General features: G+C 50.7%; 9 protein-coding genes. All 9 read left to right on the top strand.

Translation table 11 applies throughout. The annotated features are described in order from the left end of the window. The 9 genes from KW844_RS29070 (at position 1) to KW844_RS08755 (ending at position 17,779) form a co-directional block, all read left to right on the top strand. Positions 1-2,202 carry a sugar phosphate isomerase/epimerase gene (locus KW844_RS29070; protein ID WP_255578304.1) on the top strand — a complete coding sequence of 734 codons (2,202 nt, stop codon included), beginning with the start codon at positions 1-3 and terminating at the stop codon, positions 2,200-2,202. Positions 2,203-2,299: 97 nt separating this feature from the next. After that, the gene (locus KW844_RS08790) at positions 2,300-4,195 is read left to right on the top strand and encodes a right-handed parallel beta-helix repeat-containing protein (RefSeq protein WP_218376344.1); all 1,896 of its coding nucleotides are present in this window, start codon (positions 2,300-2,302) and stop codon (positions 4,193-4,195) included. A gap of 11 nt (positions 4,196-4,206) precedes the next feature. Continuing rightward, positions 4,207-5,322: a Gfo/Idh/MocA family protein gene (locus KW844_RS08785; protein WP_218376343.1), complete on the top strand. Its 1,116-nt coding sequence runs from the start codon at positions 4,207-4,209 to the stop codon at positions 5,320-5,322. Then, positions 5,319-6,899, top strand: a complete 1,581-nt coding sequence (locus KW844_RS08780) for a sodium/solute symporter (protein ID WP_218376342.1) — start codon at positions 5,319-5,321, stop codon at positions 6,897-6,899. Before KW844_RS08785 ends, KW844_RS08780 begins: the two co-directional genes overlap by 4 nt. A gap of 13 nt (positions 6,900-6,912) precedes the next feature. Next, positions 6,913-9,084, top strand: coding sequence for an alpha-rhamnosidase (locus KW844_RS08775; protein WP_255578302.1), 2,172 nt, complete (start codon positions 6,913-6,915; stop codon positions 9,082-9,084). Beyond that, positions 9,081-11,087, top strand: coding sequence for a glycoside hydrolase family 127 protein (locus KW844_RS08770; protein ID WP_218376341.1), 2,007 nt, complete (start codon positions 9,081-9,083; stop codon positions 11,085-11,087). Before KW844_RS08775 ends, KW844_RS08770 begins: the two co-directional genes overlap by 4 nt. A 1-nt stretch (position 11,088) precedes the next feature. Next, positions 11,089-12,186: a glycosylase gene (locus tag KW844_RS08765; RefSeq protein WP_218376340.1), complete on the top strand. Its 1,098-nt coding sequence runs from the start codon at positions 11,089-11,091 to the stop codon at positions 12,184-12,186. Beyond that, positions 12,183-15,491: a glycosyl hydrolase gene (locus KW844_RS08760; protein ID WP_218376339.1), complete on the top strand. Its 3,309-nt coding sequence runs from the start codon at positions 12,183-12,185 to the stop codon at positions 15,489-15,491. Before KW844_RS08765 ends, KW844_RS08760 begins: the two co-directional genes overlap by 4 nt. Next, a complete protein-coding gene (locus KW844_RS08755; RefSeq protein ID WP_218376338.1) occupies positions 15,488-17,779 on the top strand; it encodes a DUF5703 domain-containing protein in 2,292 nt (763 codons plus the stop codon). The genes KW844_RS08760 and KW844_RS08755 overlap by 4 nt, the downstream gene beginning before the upstream one ends. Positions 17,780-17,810: the final 31 nt, after the last annotated feature.

Raw genomic sequence — 17,810 nt, 5'->3', positions numbered from 1 at the left:
ATGTTGAGAGCTATTTTCACCGTTTTCGTACTTTTTGCTTGTCTGAAACCCGCCACTGCACAGAATTCCGATGACCAATTCCGGAAGCCGCTGAAAGAGGTGCTGGCAGCCATAGAAAAAAAATACCAGGTGAAAATTAAATACGCCGATACCGCCGTTGCCGGTAAGTGGGTGACCTATGCCGACTGGAAATACCGCCCGGACGTAGCAACTACATTGAGCAATATTTTGCAGCCGCTGGAAATGAAAGCGAAAAAGGAAAGCGCCACTCAATTCAAACTGGGGAGCTACGAGTACTATCGCTGGCCCGTGGAGGAAGGCTGGGCGGAGCTGGATCGTATTGCTGCACAATATAACACCCTCCAGGAATGGGAGCAACGTAAACAGGACTTAAAACCCTGCATGCTGGAGGCCCTGCGGTTGTCGCCTTTGCCGGCAGCGCCTGCAGTGGCGCCGATCGTGACACCCCTAAGAAAGTATGATGGCTATACCGTGGAGAATGTGGCATTGGAGATACTACCAGGTGTATGGGTAAACGGATCTCTCTATAAACCTTTAAAATATAATGGTAAAATACCGGTGATCCTAAACCCGGAGGGCCATTGGGAAAAGCAACGCTACCGCGCCGATTGCCAGTTGCGTTGTGCTGCCTTTGCTAAAATGGGCGCTATGGCATTCAGTTACGATCTCTTTGCCTGGGGCGAAAGCCTGCTGCAATTCAAGCCAGAAGACCACCGCCGTAGTCTGGCCATGACCATCCAGGTGCTGGGTGGAATTCGCATCCTCGATTACCTGCTCTCCCTTAAATCCGCAGATACTTCGCGTGTAGGCATCACCGGTGGTTCCGGCGGCGGCACGCATACCACCCTGCTAACGGCAGTGGATAAACGAATTAGGGTGGCCGCACCGGTAGTATCACTGTCCAGTTACTTTTATGGCGGCTGCCCCTGCGAAAGCGGTATGCCCGTTCATAACTGTGACGGCAGAACGAACAACGTGGAAATAGCCGCCATGGCTGCACCGCGGCCGCAGCTGGTGGTGAGTGACGGTGGCGACTGGACGGACAAAATGCCTGAGCATGATTTCGGCTACCTGCAAAAAATATATAGCTGGTATGGTCGCGCAGATAACGTCCAAAACGTACACCTGCCGGAAGAAAAACATGACTATGGCATTAACAAACGCACCGCTGTTTATAAATTCATGGCAAAAGAGCTTCGCTTAAATGCTACCCCCATACTGGATGCCAATGGTGCAGCCCATGAAACCGGCATCACCATTGAGCCCGAACAAGCCATGTATGTATTTGGTGACCACGGGGAAAAATTGCCGGCACGTGCCGTGAAAAGTTTTGAACAACTGGAAACGGTTTTTAAAACAGCTATGGTGAGCGCAAACCAACAGCAACGTTATAAGGTCGGTCTGATCGACCTCATGTTGCTCAAACGGCAGAAAGCAGGCGCCATTACGCTTACCGCACAGTTGGGCGCTGACGGCGTTGAGGTCGATATGGGCGGCCTCGGCAACCGACCTACTTTCGATAATAAACTACTGACGGACTCTATCCGGAATAGCTTCCTCAAAACAGCCAATGATAATGGCGTGGAGATATTCTCTCTGGCCATGACGGGCTACTATGCGCAATCTTTTTGTGGCAGGGAAGAATATATCCGCTCCATCGAAGACTGCATCAAAACCATGCAGCTCATGCACGTGAAAACGGCCTTCCTGCCGCTGGGTGTACAATGTGACCTGCGTAAAAATCCTGAAGTACGCAAGGCGGTAGTGGAACGATTGAAAGTGGCCGGTAAAATGGCAGCGGCGGCTGGAGTGGTCATTGGCATAGAAACCGCCCTGGATGCAAAAGAGGAGGTAAAGTTGCTGAAAGAAATAGCATCTCCCGGAATAAAAATCTATTTCAACTTTTCTAACCCACTCAAAGAAGGTCGCGACCTGATCAGCGAACTTAAAATCCTGGGGAAGGACCGCATATGTATGATTCATGCTACCAATAAAGATAGCGTATGGTTGCAAAATGATCCGCAACTCGATTTGTATAAAGTGAAAAAAACACTGGACGATATGGGATGGAGCGGATGGCTGGTGATAGAACGTAGCAGGGATGCACGCAAACCCACTGATACTAAATACAATTACGGTGTAAATACCGCCTATCTCAAACGGGTATTCCAGGATAAATAGTAAAATCCTCCATCATTTTAATCAGGACTAACATTTTTCAGCAGCCGATGTAAAGGTAAATTTATCTGTATTCTATAACTGCTCCCAGACAACAAAGATGAAACGAGTGAGTGTATTTTTGTTGGCAGTTTCTGTACTGATACAGTTACAGGCTCTTGCTGCCGACATCCACGTTAGTCCGGCCGGCGCTGATACCAATCCAGGCACCCGGCAACTTCCTATGGCAACTCCTGCTGCGGCCCTGCGCCATGCCAGAGAGCTACGCCGGTTACATGACCCGGCCATCAAAGGAGGAATTCACATAATTATCCATGGTGGAACTTATCGTTTATACGAGCCCGTATTTATACGGCCGGAAGATAGCGGCACGCCGGAGAGTCCTACTATTATTGAAGCAGCCGAAGGTGAACTGCCCATACTCAGCGGTGGACAAGCGGTTACCGGATGGCAACCCCTCAAAGCAGCCGTTCCGGGATTGCCACCCACTGCCAAAGGAAAAGTATGGGTGGCCGTATTGCCCTACAATCAAGGCTTCCGGCAATTATGGGTCAACGAGGAGAAGGCCGTGCGCGCCCGTGATGTTAGTGGTGACAGCATGACCCGCATACTCAACTGGAATAAGCAGCACGAAACCTGTATCATCCCAACACCCAAAGCCTTGCTCCATGGTAAAACAGAAGGATTGGAAATGTGTATCCAGCAATGGTGGGCCATTGCCAACCTGCGCATACAATCTATCCAGCCGCAGGGTGATTCCGCCATACTTCATTTCTTTCAGCCAGAAAGTAAAATCCAGAGCGAGCATCCCTGGCCGGCTCCCTGGCTGTCCAACGAAACGGGTAATTCGCCCTATTACCTCACCAATGCCATACAGCTGCTGGATGAACCGGGGGAATGGTATTATGATATCAATACCCGCCATCTTTACTACTGGCCACGCACCAACGAAGATCTCCGTACGGCCGTTGCCGTTATTCCCGAACTGGAAACCTTACTGCGAATAGAAGGCACCGCAGACCTTCCTGTAACGGATGTGCATATACGAAATATTGCCTTTGCGCACAGCAGCTGGCTGCGCCCCAGCGAGAAAGGACATGTGCCTTTGCAGGCAGGCATGTACCTGCTGGATGCCTATAAGCTAAGGCAACCCGGCACCACAGCTAAAGCCGGACTGGAAAACCAGGCCTGGATAGGGCGACAACCAGGCGCAGTAGAGCTGGCCTACGCCCACCGCATCCGCATCAGCGGCTGCAGCTTCCAGCACCTGGGCGCCACCGGGCTCGATCTTAAAAAAGGTACCCGCTATGATACCATCGCCGGTTGCCTCTTCCGCGATATAGCCGGCACAGGTATTCAGGCAGGCGTGTTCTCCGACGAAGCATTTGAAACCCACCTGGCCTACGACCCCGCAGATGAGCGGGAGCTGTGTCGCGACATACTTATCACCAATAACCTGGTCAACCAGGTAGCGAATGAAGACTGGGGCTGTGTAGGCATAAGCGCCGGTTATGTGCGCGATTTTCAAATCACCCACAACGAAGTAAGTGAAGTGCCTTACTCCGGAATCTGCGTAGGATGGGGGTGGACAAAAGCAGTGAACACCATGCGTAATAACCTGGTGTACGCCAATAAAGTCCATCATTACGCTATGCACGTATATGATGTTGGAGGGATCTATACGTTGTCAGCCATGCCCGGAACCACTATCACCGAAAACTATATAGACAATATCTATAAAGCACCATACCCCCATGATCCCAAACATTGGTTTTACTATTACCTCGACGAAGGCTCGTCCTGCATTACCGTTAAAAACAACTGGAGCCCGGCCGACAAGGTAATGCGTAACGCCAACGGGCCGGGAAATGTGTGGGAGAACAACGGCCCAACAGTGGCCGATTCCATCAAAATCAACGCTGGCATACAATCAGCTTATCCAAACCTGCTTAAAGAAATTAAACCGGTACGCGATTACCGACCTATCAACCACTAACGTTTACGCTTATGCTTACCATCGGTATATTAGGATTGGGAGAAGGCAGCAGCACCATATCTGCGGCCATCCAAAGCAAGAAAGTTCAATTGCGTATGATCTGTGACCAGGACCTGAACCTGTGCAGAAAGCGGGCCGACGAGTTTAAGGCCTACGAATATACCACCGACTACCAGGACATGCTCAATGATAAAGACATTGATATCATTGCCATCTATACGCCGGATCACCTGCACTATGAACACGTGAAACAGGCACTGCTGCATAATAAACATGTGATTTGCACCAAGCCATTCATCGATGATCTGGCCCATGGCGCAGAGCTCATTGCCCTGCAGCAGCTCAGTGGTAAGAAGGTTTTCATTGGCCAGAGCAGCCGCTTTTTTGAACCCTATAAAAAGCAGCGGGCAGATTATGAGGCAGGTGTGATTGGTGAGCTGATGACCATTGAAAGCTACTATAACGCAGATCACCGTTGGTTCCTGGAAAAGAAATGGGCCCTGGAGAAATCCTTCAAATGGCTGTATGGTGGCCTGAGTCACCCGGTGGACTTCATCCGCTGGTACCTGCCTGATATTGAAGAAGTGATGGGTTACGGCATGATCAGCGCCAACGGAAAAAAAGCCGGATTACAGAATGAAGACACGATGCACTTTATTTTCAAAGCTACCGATGGCCGCGTGGCCAGGGTGAGTGGTTCGTATACCGGCCCTACACAGCCCACCAGCCGCGACAGCGGCATGAGCTGCATCCTGCGCGGTACGCTGGGCGCAAGTCAGGCTGATTACCACGAACTACGTTATGCCGTTACCGATACCAACGGAGAGCATAGAGTGATTACCTGGGGCGATGATCAGCTGAATTACTATTTCCGCTTCGAAGGCCAGAAACATCACGCCGGGGAATACCAGAATTACCTGGAGTATTTTGCAGACGCTATTGAACAAAACTATACGGCCTATCCCAATCTCCAGGAAGGCATTGGTACCGTAGCCCTGCTGCAGGCCATGGACCGTACCTTGCAAACAGGCCGGCCAGTGCGTATTAAAGACCTGCTGAGTCGCTACGGCCTGCCAGAAAACCTTTTAAGCGCACACATTACTCACGCTGAACCATCGCAGGTATGAACCATATGCTCATTCAACTGCATACCATCGATTATGTGATCGTGATTGCCTACCTGCTGGTATTGCTGGTGTTAGGCTACAGAGCGAGCTTTAAAGGGCAAAAAGAGGGAGAGAATTTATTTCTGGCGGGGAAGTCGCTCAACTGGTACAGCGTAGGATTCAACATGTGGGGCACCAACGTAGGTCCGTCTATGTTACTGGCTTTTGCCAGCATTGGTTATTCTACGGGCATTGTAGCAGGAAATTTTGAATGGTATGCCTTTGTATTTCTCTTTCTGCTGGCAATGGTGTTTGCACCCCGTTATCTGGCCAGCAAAGTGACCACCATGCCCGAGTTTATGGGCCAGCGCTTTGGCGATGGAACCCGTAATATACTGGCCTGGTATGCGTTGATAAAAATTTTAATTTCCTGGTTGTCGCTCGGCCTTTTCGCCGGCGGCTTCCTCGTACGGCAAATTTTAGGCATTCCCATGTGGCAGTCGGTGATAGCGCTGGTGCTATTTGCAGGCCTGTTTGCCTTTGCAGGTGGCCTCAAAGCCATTGCACGGGTGAATGTATTCCAGATGATATTGCTTATCCTGGTATCGCTGTTACTAACTATAATTGGAATCAACAAAGTAGGAGGCATTTCGGCACTGTTTCATAAAGCACCCGCCGGATATTGGAACCTCATACATCCGGCTACAGACGCGGCTTACCCCTGGCCGGCGATATTACTGGGTTATCCGGTATCGGCCATCGCATTTTTTTGTACGGACCAGGCCATGGTGCAATCCGTGCTGGGAGCCCGTAACCTGGAGCAGGGGCAACTGGGCATCAGCTTCATCGCCTGGCTGAAAATATTATCCCTGCCGCTGTTTATCATACCTGGCATCATCTGCTTCGAACTGTTTCCCGGTTTGCATGACCCTAGTGAAGCCTACATGACCCTGGTCACCAACCTCTTTCCCGCAGGCCTCAACGGACTCGTGATAGTGGTGCTGATAGCTGTGCTGGTAGGCGCGATCGGCTCATCCTTAAATGCACTCAGCACCGTATTTACAACAGATATTTATGCCAAGAAAATAAATCCCGGTGCAACCAATCAACAGATAATCCGTACGGGTCGCATTACCATACTGGCGGGCTGCCTGTTTGCCATAGGCATGGCTATCGCAATTGACAGCATAAAAGGACTTAATTTATTTGATGTATTCCAGGCGGTACTGGGATTTATTGCCCCATCGCTGGCAGTGGTTTTTCTGCTGGCAGTATTCTGGAAACCTGCCAGTCGCCGGGCAGTGAATTTTACGCTCTCCTGGGGATCGGCCATCAGCCTGGGGGTTGGCATCTGCTACCTCTGGATCTTTCCTAAAGATCAATATCCGGTATGGCCACATTACCTGCTGTTGTCATTTTATATTTTTTTGTTGCTTTTATTTATGGCGATGTCAATCTCGCTGGTGGACCGCACTTCACCAAAGGCGGCAGTCGTGCAGGGACAGGCGCTGGCCAGACCTACTTCGCTGGTATGGATCTCCTGGGTGGCCCTCGTGATCGTGATGATTGGCCTCTATATCTTCTTTAATGGATTTTAAACCACGTTATATAATGAAAATAAAATCGCTTTCGTCACTGTTTTTCGTTTGTTCATGGCTGTTACTAACGGAAACGGCTATGGCACAGCAGGCGCAATGGATTTGGTATCCCGGCGACTTTGACATCTGGCTGAGTAATAAAATGCAAAACAGGAGAACGGAGCGGGGAAGCTTTTTTCCGGTATTCTGGAAAATGGATAACCATTATGTGCTGATGGATTTTCATAAGGTGGTGGACCTGCATGCACCGGAAGAAATTACTATCCATGCAGAAGGAACCTATAACGTAAAGATAGATGCAAAGCTGGTGATGGGCGCTCCGGAAAAAGTGCTGGTGCCGGCGGGTAAACATAAAATCAACGTAAAAGTATTTTGCCAGGAAGCGGTACCGTCTATCTATATTTCCGGAAAAACAATTGTCAGCGATAGCAGCTGGATGGTGACCTATGAAGATAAAGAGTGGATCGATGAAACAGGGAAAACTTCCGATATCTCTGCTACAAAATATCTTCATGCCGCCTATAGTAATTTCACCGATCCCAGCCAGCCACCGTCGGCCTTCAAGCTGCCGGTGGTTCCGCGGTTTGCCGTTAAAACGGAAGTAAGCTCAAAGTCCAGACTGATTGATTTTGGAAAGGAAACTTTCGGATTCATCAGGCTGCACGGGCTCAAAGGAAAGGGGCAGCTCTCTGTCTATTACGGCGAAAGCAAAGAGGAAGCCCTTAGTGCCACCAATGCCGAAACACAGGACCAACTACAGGTTCAATTACCGGAAAAACGCGATTCCGTTATGCCACTATCCAAAGCATTTAGGTTTGTAAATATAGTGGGAGATGGGAATGTAAGCCTTGACTCCGTTTCCATGTTATATGAATATGCGGATATGCCGGATAAAGGCCGCTTTAGCTGCTCCGACGAAGAAATGAACCGGATTTATGACGTGGCCAAATATACCCTTCACCTTTGCAGCAGGGAGTTTTTCATTGATGGTATCAAGCGCGACAGATGGATCTGGAGTGGGGATGCCTACCAGAGCCACCTCATGAACTATTACCTGATGAATGATAATACCACGGTTACACGCACCCTCTATGCCCTGCGCGGTAAAGATCCGGTAACCGGTCATATCAATACCATCATGGACTATACGTTTTACTGGTTCCTGGGGATTTACGACTATTACCAATATACAGGCGATAAACATTTCATCAGTCAGAACTACGACCGAATGAAAACCCTGATGAACTGGGTGCTGGCACGCCGTAATAAAGACGGGCTGCTGGAAGGACTTCCGGGCGATTGGGTATTCATTGACTGGGCGGCTGGGCTGAGTAAAAAAGGAGCAATAAGCTTTGAGCAATTGCTCTTTGCCCGAAGCCTGGAAACGATGGCCCTTTGTGCGGAACTGGTGCATGACCCGGAAGGCGCCACCTATCATGAAATGGCAAAGCAACTCCGTGAAAAGCTGTTCCAATACTATTGGAGCAATCAGAAAAATGCGCTGGTCCATAGCCGCATAAACGGGCAACCAACGGAAACGGTTACACGTTATGCCAACATGTTCGCCATCTTCTTTAATTATTTTAATGAAACACAAAAACAGGCGGTAAAGCAGTCAGTTTTGCTCAATCCTGGTATTCAGAAAATAACCACACCCTACATGCGCTTTTATGAGCTGGAGGCATTGTGCGCCATGGGGGAGCAGGGATACGTACTGAAAGAAATGAAGGATTATTGGGGTGGTATGCTGAAACTGGGCGCTACCAGTTTCTGGGAAGAATATAATCCTGATGCCAGCGGTGCCGGCCATTATGCCATGTATGGCCGCCCGTTTGGCAAAAGTCTTTGCCATGCCTGGGGCGCCAGTCCTATTTATTTATTGGGTAAATATTATTTGGGAGTACAACCGCTTACTGCCGGCTATGATACTTACCTGGTACAGCCTGCCCTTGGTGGCCTGCAATGGATGAAAGGCGAGGTGCCTACGCCTGCCGGCAATATCAACCTGTATGTATCCACCAGGCAGATCAAGGTGCAGGCACCTGCCGGCATGGGTACACTGCGGGTGAAAAGTAAAACCCCGCCAAAAGGCAATAACATCTCTGTAACTAACAAAGGTGAAAATGCATACGATATTACCATACAGCCCGGCAGGGAGTATGTTATAAATTATTTGGCTATATGAAGATGATAGTGTTGACGGCAGTATTATTGCTACGTATAGGCGTAGGGTATAGTCAGCATAGTCTGGTGAATACCAATGCCAGCCCTTATGCCAGGTTGCATCCAGCTGGGATGCAATCGGTGCAATGGACCAAAGGTTTTTGGGCAGAGCGTTTCGCGATCTGCAAAAACACCATGATGCCGCAGCTATGGCACACCTATACCAGCGAAACGATGTGTTATGCCTTCCAGAACTTCAGAATAGCCGCAGGGCTGGATACCGGCCATTTTCGGGGCCCTTCGTTCCACGACGGCGATTTTTACAAAACGTTGGAATCCGTTGCCGCCGTATATGCCGTTACTAAAAGCAAACAGCTGGATGCCTGGATGGACAGCGCTATCGCCATCATCGCAGCGGCACAGAAAAATAACGGTTACATCTACACGAAAAATATCATTGACCAGCGCAATACCGGTAAAACCAGTATGTTCGATGACAAGCTGAGTTTCGAGGCGTATAATTTTGGTCACCTCATGACCGCCGCCTGTGTGCATTACAGTGCCACGGGAAAAAACTCCCTGTTGCAAGTGGCCACCAGGGCAGCTGATTTCCTGATCGGTTTTTACAATACCGCTTCACCGGAGCAGGCGCGCAACGCCATCTGTCCCTCGCACTACATGGGCCTCACAGAGCTATACCGCACCACGCAGGATAAAAAATACCTCACCCTGGTGGTCAAATTAATTGATATCCGTGGTACCGTGCCCGGCACGGATGATAATAGCGACCGCGCCCCGTTTCGGGATATGTACAAAGTGGCCGGCCATGCGGTACGCGCAAATTACTTGTTTGCAGGAGCCGCGGATGTTTTTGCCGAAACGGGCGACAGCAGCCTGTTACGGACCTTAGATAAAGTATGGGAGAATGTAGTGCACAGTAAAATGTACGTCACCGGAGGCTGCGGCGCACTGTACGATGGCGTGTCTGTGGATGGAACTTCCTATAACCCCGACACGGTACAGAAGGTGCATCAGTCCTACGGCCGCGACTACCAGCTTCCCAATTTCAGTGCCCATAATGAAACCTGCGCCAACATAGGGAATATGCTCTGGAACTGGCGGATGTTCCTGATCACAGGCGATGCCAAATACATGGATGTGCTGGAACTGGCGCTATACAACAGTGTGCTGAGCGGTGTTAGCCTGGACGGTACCCGCTTTTTCTACACCAATCCGCTGGCCGCCTCGGCAGATTATCCTTACCACCTACGCTGGGAAGGAGGCCGCCAGCCTTACATCAGCCTGTCAAACTGTTGTCCGCCCAACACCGTGCGCACCATTGCCGAAGTAAGCGATTATGCTTACAGTATGAGCAGGGAAGGGTTGTATGTGAATTTGTACGGCAGCAACCACCTCGAACAAAAATGGAACAACACCACGGTGCGGCTGGCACAGGAAAGCAACTACCCCTGGGATGGACAGGTGGCTTTGAGAATAGATAAAATTCCTTCCCAACCATTTACTATCTTTCTCAGGATTCCCGCCTGGTGCAAAAAATACCAGGCAGAAGTGAATGGGGAGCCGCTCCCAGCCATGCAGCCGGAACAAGGATTTGTTGGGGTTAAGCGGTACTGGCACCCCGGTGATCGCATTGCCCTGAAGATGGATATGCCGGTAACCCTGCTGGAATCAAATCCCCTGGTGGAGGAAACCCGTAACCAGGTAGCGGTGAAACGAGGCCCCCTGGTATATTGTATGGAATCATCAGATCAGCAGACGAATATCTTTGACATCATGCTGCCGGCCAATATCCGCTGGGAAGTGAAGGAGCAGGCAATTGCGCAGTTCCGCGTACAGGCACTGACGGGGCAGGCAAAGCGGCGGCAGTCGCAGCCCTGGAGCCAAACCCTGTACCGGGAGCTGGATACCAGTTATCAACCCGTAAATATTACCCTGATTCCATACTACACCTGGGCTAACCGGGGTAAATCAGATATGACCGTTTGGATGCCTTTAATCAGATAGCATGAAGAGTCGAAGCTTACTTATATTAATATCCCTGCTGGCCTGCCGGACTTTCGCACAGCAAAAGGACGTGCCGCCAAAAATAATGCAGGAGATTTACGATCAAGTGAAAACGCCATACAAATACGGGCTGGTGATAGCGCCTGACGGTGGCCGCAAGGCTGATTGTCCTTCCGTATTCCGGAAAGGCAACGCCTGGTTTATGACTTATATCCTCTTCAACGGTAGAGGATACGAAACCTGGCTGGCCAAAAGCAGCAATCTGCTGGAGTGGTCCACCCTGGGCCGCGTGCTGTCCTTTGCAGATTCCACCGGCAGCGACTGGGACAAGCACCAGCAGGCTGGCTATATTGCCCTGCAGGACCCCCATTGGGGCGGCTCCTACGAATTGCAGCCATACGCAGGCAAACACTGGATGAGTTATATCGGTGGCAATGAATCCGGCTATGAAACCGGGGCACTGGCTATCGGTATCGCCTATACGGACAAGGATGTTACCATGCCGCATAACTGGCAAAGAACAGACAAACCCGTACTATCCGCCACCGACGCGGATGTACGCTGGTGGGAAAATAAAAAGTTGTATAAGTCAACCATTATCCGGGACCAACAAAAATCAACAGGTCATCCGTTTGTAATGTACTACAACGCCAATGGCGACACCAGCGGCAACAAACCAAAATACCGTTGGTTTGAGCGTATAGGCATGGCCGTATCCGATGATATGCTGCATTGGCAACGCTATGAGATGGACCCGGTGATGCATCACCCCATCGGACTCACCGCTGATCCCGTGATCCAGAAAATCGGTAAGGTATGGGTGATGTTCTACTTCGGGGCCTTCTGGGAAGGCCGCAAGGATGCGTTTAACCGCTTCGCCTGTAGCTACGACCTCCGCCACTGGACGGATTGGACCGGCCCCGACCTGGTTAAGCCTTCCGAATCATTTGACCAGAAATATGCACATAAAAGTTTTGTGGTAAAACATAATGGCGTGGTCTATCATTTCTACTGTGCCGTGGACAATAAGGATAACAGAGGAATAGCCGTAGCCGTGTCAAAAGATTTAGGGAAAAGTAAAGTCGCGTTTAAGGAATGAGGTATTTAAAATGCATAGGTATTATATTGACGCTGATGGCTGCTATTCCTGCTTTCAGCCAGCAACAAACCATACAACAGGCTTTTCAATCGCCCGCACCCGGCGCAAAGCCCTGGGTGCTTTGGTACTGGATGCATGCCGCGGTGTCTAAAGCGGGTATTAAAGCGGATCTGGAAGCCATGCAGCAGGCAGGCATCGGTGGGGCATACCTGGTGGCGATTAAGGATACTACGGCGGCGGTGGATTTTTCACCCGTAGCGCGACAACTAAGCCCCGAATGGTGGGAGATGGTACGATACGCCATGCAGGAAGCCAAAAGGCTTGGCCTGGAGCTGGGCATGCACGTGAGCGATGGCTTTTCAGCTGCTGGCGGCCCCTGGATCACACCAGCGGAATCCATGCAGCAGGTGGTGTGGACTAAAACCTATACTAACGGCGGCCCGGTTAAATTAGCGCAACCATTAACCCGTGAAGGTTACTATAAAGATATTGCCGTATATGCTTATCCGTTAGCAGCACCACATTCGCAGCCCACACCACAGATTACCAGCAGTACCGGAGCCCCGGCTGATTTCCTCATTCTGCCGGGGAATAAAAAAACCTTCAGATCCGAGGGCGATTGCTGGATTCAGTATACGTACGCGCAGCCTTACACGGTGAGGTCGGTCCATATTGAAACCGGCGGTAATAACTACCCCGCCCAGCGACTCACTCTACAATGCAGCAACGACGGCAAGCAGTTCCGGACCATAAAAAAATTTGTGCCTGCCCGCCATGGCTGGAAGGATAACGTACAAGGTTATACGTATAGCGTGCCTGCTACCACCGCAAAATATTTCCGGCTGGTGTATGAAAAAGCAGGCGCAGTGGCTGGGGCGGAAGACCTGGACGCTGCCAAATGGAAACCTACCCTGAAGGTAACCGGCATCCTCCTCAACGATGAATCAACCATCAATGGCTTCGAAGGCAAGAATGGCAGCATCTGGCGTGCCACTCCCGGCACTACCGCCGAAGAGGTACAGGACGCCGTGCCGCTCAAAAATATTATAACGCTCACGGATAAACTGCAACCTGACGGAACACTCCACTGGCAACCGCCGGCGGGTAACTGGGTCATTGTTAGAATGGGCCATACCTCCACCGGGGAAGTCAACTATACGGGTGGCGCTGGCAAAGGCTTGGAATGTGATAAGTTCAGCACCGCTGCTATTAATAAACAGTTCGATAACTGGTTTGCCCAGGCCTTTAATAAAACTGATCCGGCGCTGGCTAAAGAAGTACTGAAAACATTGTACATAGATAGCTGGGAATGTGGTAGTCAGAACTGGTCACTGCAATTTCCACAGGAGTTCCGTAAACGCAGAGGTTACAACCTGCTGCCTTATCTGCCCGTTATGGCAGGCATCCCCGTGGAAAGTGCTGCTGTGTCCGAAAAAGTATTACATGATGTGCGGCAAACCATTGCAGACCTGATCAGCGAGGTGTTTTTCAAAACGCTGGCTGGGCGCGCCCATGCCGTTGGCTGTAAATTCAGTACGGAAAGCGTGGCGCCTGTTATGATGGGTGATGGGATGCTGCATTATCAGTATGCGGACATCCCCATGGGTGAGTTTTGGTTTAACAGTCCCACCCACGATAAGCCCAATGATATGCTGGATGCGATCAGTGGCGCGCATATCTACGGAAAAAACATTGTACAGGCAGAGGCCTTTACCACCTTGCGCATGGATTGGAGTGAGCACCCCGGTAGCTTAAAAATCACGGGCGACCGCAACCTGGCTCTAGGCGTGAATCGCATGGTGATGCATGTGTTTTCCCATAACCCCTGGATGAACCGTCGCCCCGGTATGACACTGGACGGAGTAGGGCTTTATTACCAGCGCGATCAAACCTGGTTTAACCAGAGTCGCGCCTGGATTGACTATATCACCCGTTGTCAGGCGATGTTGCAGCAGGGCCGTCCCGTAGCGGATATCGCTGTTTTCAGCGGTTCGCAGCTGCCACGCCGCTCCCTTACGCCAGACAGGTTCGTGGAGGCACTGCCCGGCTTATTTGGCAGCGCGCGCGTGCAAAGTGAAAAGTTGCGACTGGAAAATAAAGGGCAGCCAATGCGCACCATGCCGGAAGGCGTGTCGCATGCTGCAAACATGGCCGATCCTGATAAATGGATAGATGCGCTGCGAGGCTATTCCTACGACAGCTTCAACCCCGATGCATTGCTGAAAATGTCAGTGAAAGATGGGAGAGTAGTACTGCCTGGCGGCGCCAGTTATGCGGTGCTGGTATTTCCCGACACACACCCGCTCATGCCGGATGCCGGCCTGTGGTCGGTGCCAGTGGCTAAAAAACTGTTGCAGCTGGTGAACGCTGGCGCTAAGGTCATGCTAAACCCTGCTACCCGTGTACAGGGTATTGGGCTCAATGATGAGGAGGCGGAATTACAACAGCTGTTTGCTGCTATCCGTTCCAAAGTGATTCCAGTGCCGTTCAAGGATACTTCCCTGGCTGTGCTGGGCATTCCGCGGGATGTGGAAGTGCTCACCGGGCAAGGAAGTGTAGCATGGTCGCACCGTAATACGCCGGAAGCAGATATTTACTTTGTGGCTAACCAGCAGGGCTACACGCAGCAGCCGCAGATCCGTTTTCGAGGGCGGCATGGCACACCGGAGATCTGGGACCCGGTAACCAAAGAAGTTTCCAAACCTGGGATTACTAAAGACAGTGCAGTACAATTATTACTCGCACCCGCCCAGGCTGTTTTTGTTATATTTTATAGAGATGCTAAACGCCGCCAGGAAAAGTGGCCAGTACGGGCGAGCTTGCAGACGCCGGTCGCGCTTCGATTGCCATGGCAGCTGACCTTCGACGTGGCCAATGGTGGCCCTGCCGCAGCACTGCAAGTAGACGCCCTGCGCAGCTGGACCCAACAGCCCGATTCAGCGGTAAAATATTACTCCGGAACCGCCGTGTACAGGACGACATTTAATATACCTGCCACTGATCAGAAAAAACAATATCATCTCCTGGCAGACAGTATCTTTAATATTGCCACTGTGACAATTAATGGAATGGAATGCGGCACACTATGGACGCCGCCTTACCGCCTGGATGTTTCAAAGGCGATAAAAGCAGGGACGAATACCTTGGAAATAACCGTAAGTAATACCTGGCATAACCGTTTGATATGGGATCATTACCTGCCCGCAAACCAACGGGTCACCTACACCACCGCTCCATATCGCTTTAAAGACGAAACGCTGCTGCCAGCTGGGATTATAGGGAATGTACAATTGTTGATGGAATGAGAAATCTATTACTACTACTGATTATTATATTGCAAACGACTGTTGCAAGGGCGCAGTTCAGCCAGGACTATGATGTAATCTGGGATAGTCCGGGTGAAAATGCGGGGGCATCTATGCCCTGTGGCGGTGGCGACATCGGCATGAACATCTGGGTGGAAAAAGGCGACCTGCTCATATACGTGGCGCGCAGCGGCCACCTGGACGAAAACAACGGGCTGTTGAAAGCAGGGCGTCTCCGGATCAAGCTATCACCCAATCCCTTCACTGGTGGGCAGTTCCGGCAACAGTTGCATCTGCGCGAAGGATATGTGACGGTATCAGGTACAGACAACGGCGTTGCTGCTACCATTAAAATTTGGGCCGATGTGATGCAGCCTGTAGCGCATATAGCCCTTACCGCCAATAAACCAGTGACAGTGGATGCTGCCTATGAAAGCTGGCGCTACCAGGATCGGGTAGTTGCACCCAGGGAAAATTTTGGTAACTCCTGGAAATGGGCCGCCCCTAAAAATAATATCATCCGGAAAGACAGTATCGCATTTACCCAAAACGGCGTGCTGTTCTATCATCACAATCTAGCTAAAACTATATTCGACAGTACGGTGATACAACAAGGCCTGTCCGCAGTGAAGGATAGTTTGTATAATCCGCTGGGCTACCTCGCTTTTGGTGGAAGTTTCTATGGTAAAGGGTTTGAGGCCGCTGGCACTTACAACGGAATATACGCAAACACGGATTTCAAAGGATGGCAACTGCATGCCGCACGGCCTGCCAGGCAACACGAACTTACGCTGGCACTTACGAGTTTGCAAACGCAGGATATTGGCAAATGGCAGCAGCAACTACAACACCTGATCGCCAAAGCGGGTGATAAAAATCTTATTAACCAAAATCGGCAATGGTGGCAGGAGTTCTGGAACCGCAGCTATATAGAAACCACGCAAAAAAACTCCTGGGAATTAGGACGTAACTATCAATTGTTTCGATACCTCTTAGCGTGTAACGCTAACGGTTACTGGCCTACGAAATTCAATGGAGGGCTGTTTACCGTAGATCCGGTATATACTGATACCGCTATGAAGCTGACACCGGATTACCGCAACTGGGGAGGAGGACTGCATACCGCCCAGAACCAGCGCCTGGTGTATTTCCCAATGATACGATCCGGCGATTGGGACCTCCTGCAACCGCAACTGAATTTTTATCTGCGCTTATTACACACAGCCGAGCTCCGGTCGAAAGTATATTGGAATCATGGCGGCGCCTGCTTTACAGAACAAATGGAAAACTATGGCCTGCCAGATTTTGCGGAGTATGGGCAAAAGCGCCCCGAATATTTCGACAAAGGAGTGGAGTACAACGCCTGGCTGGAATATGAATGGGACACTGTGCTGGAGTTTTGTTTGATGATGCTGGAGCAGGAGCGCTACACGGGAAAAGACATCCGGGAAACCATACCATTTATAGAAAGCTGCCTGCAATTTTTCGATGAGCATTACCAGTACCTTGCCAAACAAAGGGGCCGTATGCCGCTGGATGGAGCCGGGAAATTAGTCCTGTACCCCGGGTCTGCTGCGGAAACCTACAAAATGGCGTACAACTCTACGTCCACCATCGCGGCATTGCAAACTATCAGCAAGCGCCTGCTGGAGTTGCCGGCCGGCTACCTCAGTGCAGCACAAAAGCAACACTGGACAGCATTCCGCAGTCGTATCCCGGAGCTAAGCTATACCACCCAATACGGCGCCGTTACCATCGCACCGGCGCGTAGCTGGGAAAGGATTTATAACGTAGAGTCGCCACAGTTATATCCTGTATTTCCGTGGGGTATCTTCGGCGTAGGCAAACCCGGACTGGACACGGCACTTAACACCTGGCATAAAGATACCAACGTCATCCGCTTCCGCAGCCACATAGGCTGGAAGCAGGATAATATCTGGGCGGCCAGGCTGGGCCTGAGAAAAGAAGCCTGGGAGCTTACCGTAAAAAAACTGGCTTCGGGACCGCAACGCTTTCCCACCTTCTGGGGGCCCGGCTTCGACTGGTTACCTGATCACAACTGGGGCGGCAGCGCCATGATTGGCATACAGGAAATGCTGATGCAAACCATAGATAAGCGCATCCTCCTATTCCCCGGCTGGCCTGCGGATAAAGATGTTCATTTTAAATTACATGCACCTTACCACACTACGGTAGAGGCTACACTAAAAAATGGGAAGGTAGTGAGTTTAATAGTGGTACCTAAGGAGCGGGAACGTGATGTTGAATTGCTGCTAAACCGGCTTTAAAGGATTAGGGCCCCGCTTCTTGCGGGGCCCT

The organism is Chitinophaga sp. sic0106 (genome assembly GCF_019219075.1).
Classification (GTDB): domain Bacteria; phylum Bacteroidota; class Bacteroidia; order Chitinophagales; family Chitinophagaceae; genus Chitinophaga.
Note: the sequence above shows the minus strand (reverse complement) of the source record. Positions and strands in the feature narration are given on the sequence as shown.

What these genes read in the sequence shown, in the direction of transcription:
- KW844_RS08770 (WP_218376341.1), top strand. Translation starts at nt 9,081, where the DNA reads ATGAAGATGATAGTGTTGACGGCAGTATTATTGCTACGTATAGGCGTA.
- KW844_RS08790 (WP_218376344.1), top strand. Translation starts at nt 2,300, where the DNA reads ATGAAACGAGTGAGTGTATTTTTGTTGGCAGTTTCTGTACTGATACAG.
- KW844_RS08760 (WP_218376339.1), top strand. Translation starts at nt 12,183, where the DNA reads ATGAGGTATTTAAAATGCATAGGTATTATATTGACGCTGATGGCTGCT.
- KW844_RS08755 (WP_218376338.1), top strand. Translation starts at nt 15,488, where the DNA reads ATGAGAAATCTATTACTACTACTGATTATTATATTGCAAACGACTGTT.
- KW844_RS08765 (WP_218376340.1), top strand. Translation starts at nt 11,089, where the DNA reads ATGAAGAGTCGAAGCTTACTTATATTAATATCCCTGCTGGCCTGCCGG.
- KW844_RS29070 (WP_255578304.1), top strand. Translation starts at nt 1, where the DNA reads ATGTTGAGAGCTATTTTCACCGTTTTCGTACTTTTTGCTTGTCTGAAA.
- KW844_RS08775 (WP_255578302.1), top strand. Translation starts at nt 6,913, where the DNA reads ATGAAAATAAAATCGCTTTCGTCACTGTTTTTCGTTTGTTCATGGCTG.
- KW844_RS08785 (WP_218376343.1), top strand. Translation starts at nt 4,207, where the DNA reads ATGCTTACCATCGGTATATTAGGATTGGGAGAAGGCAGCAGCACCATA.
- KW844_RS08780 (WP_218376342.1), top strand. Translation starts at nt 5,319, where the DNA reads ATGAACCATATGCTCATTCAACTGCATACCATCGATTATGTGATCGTG.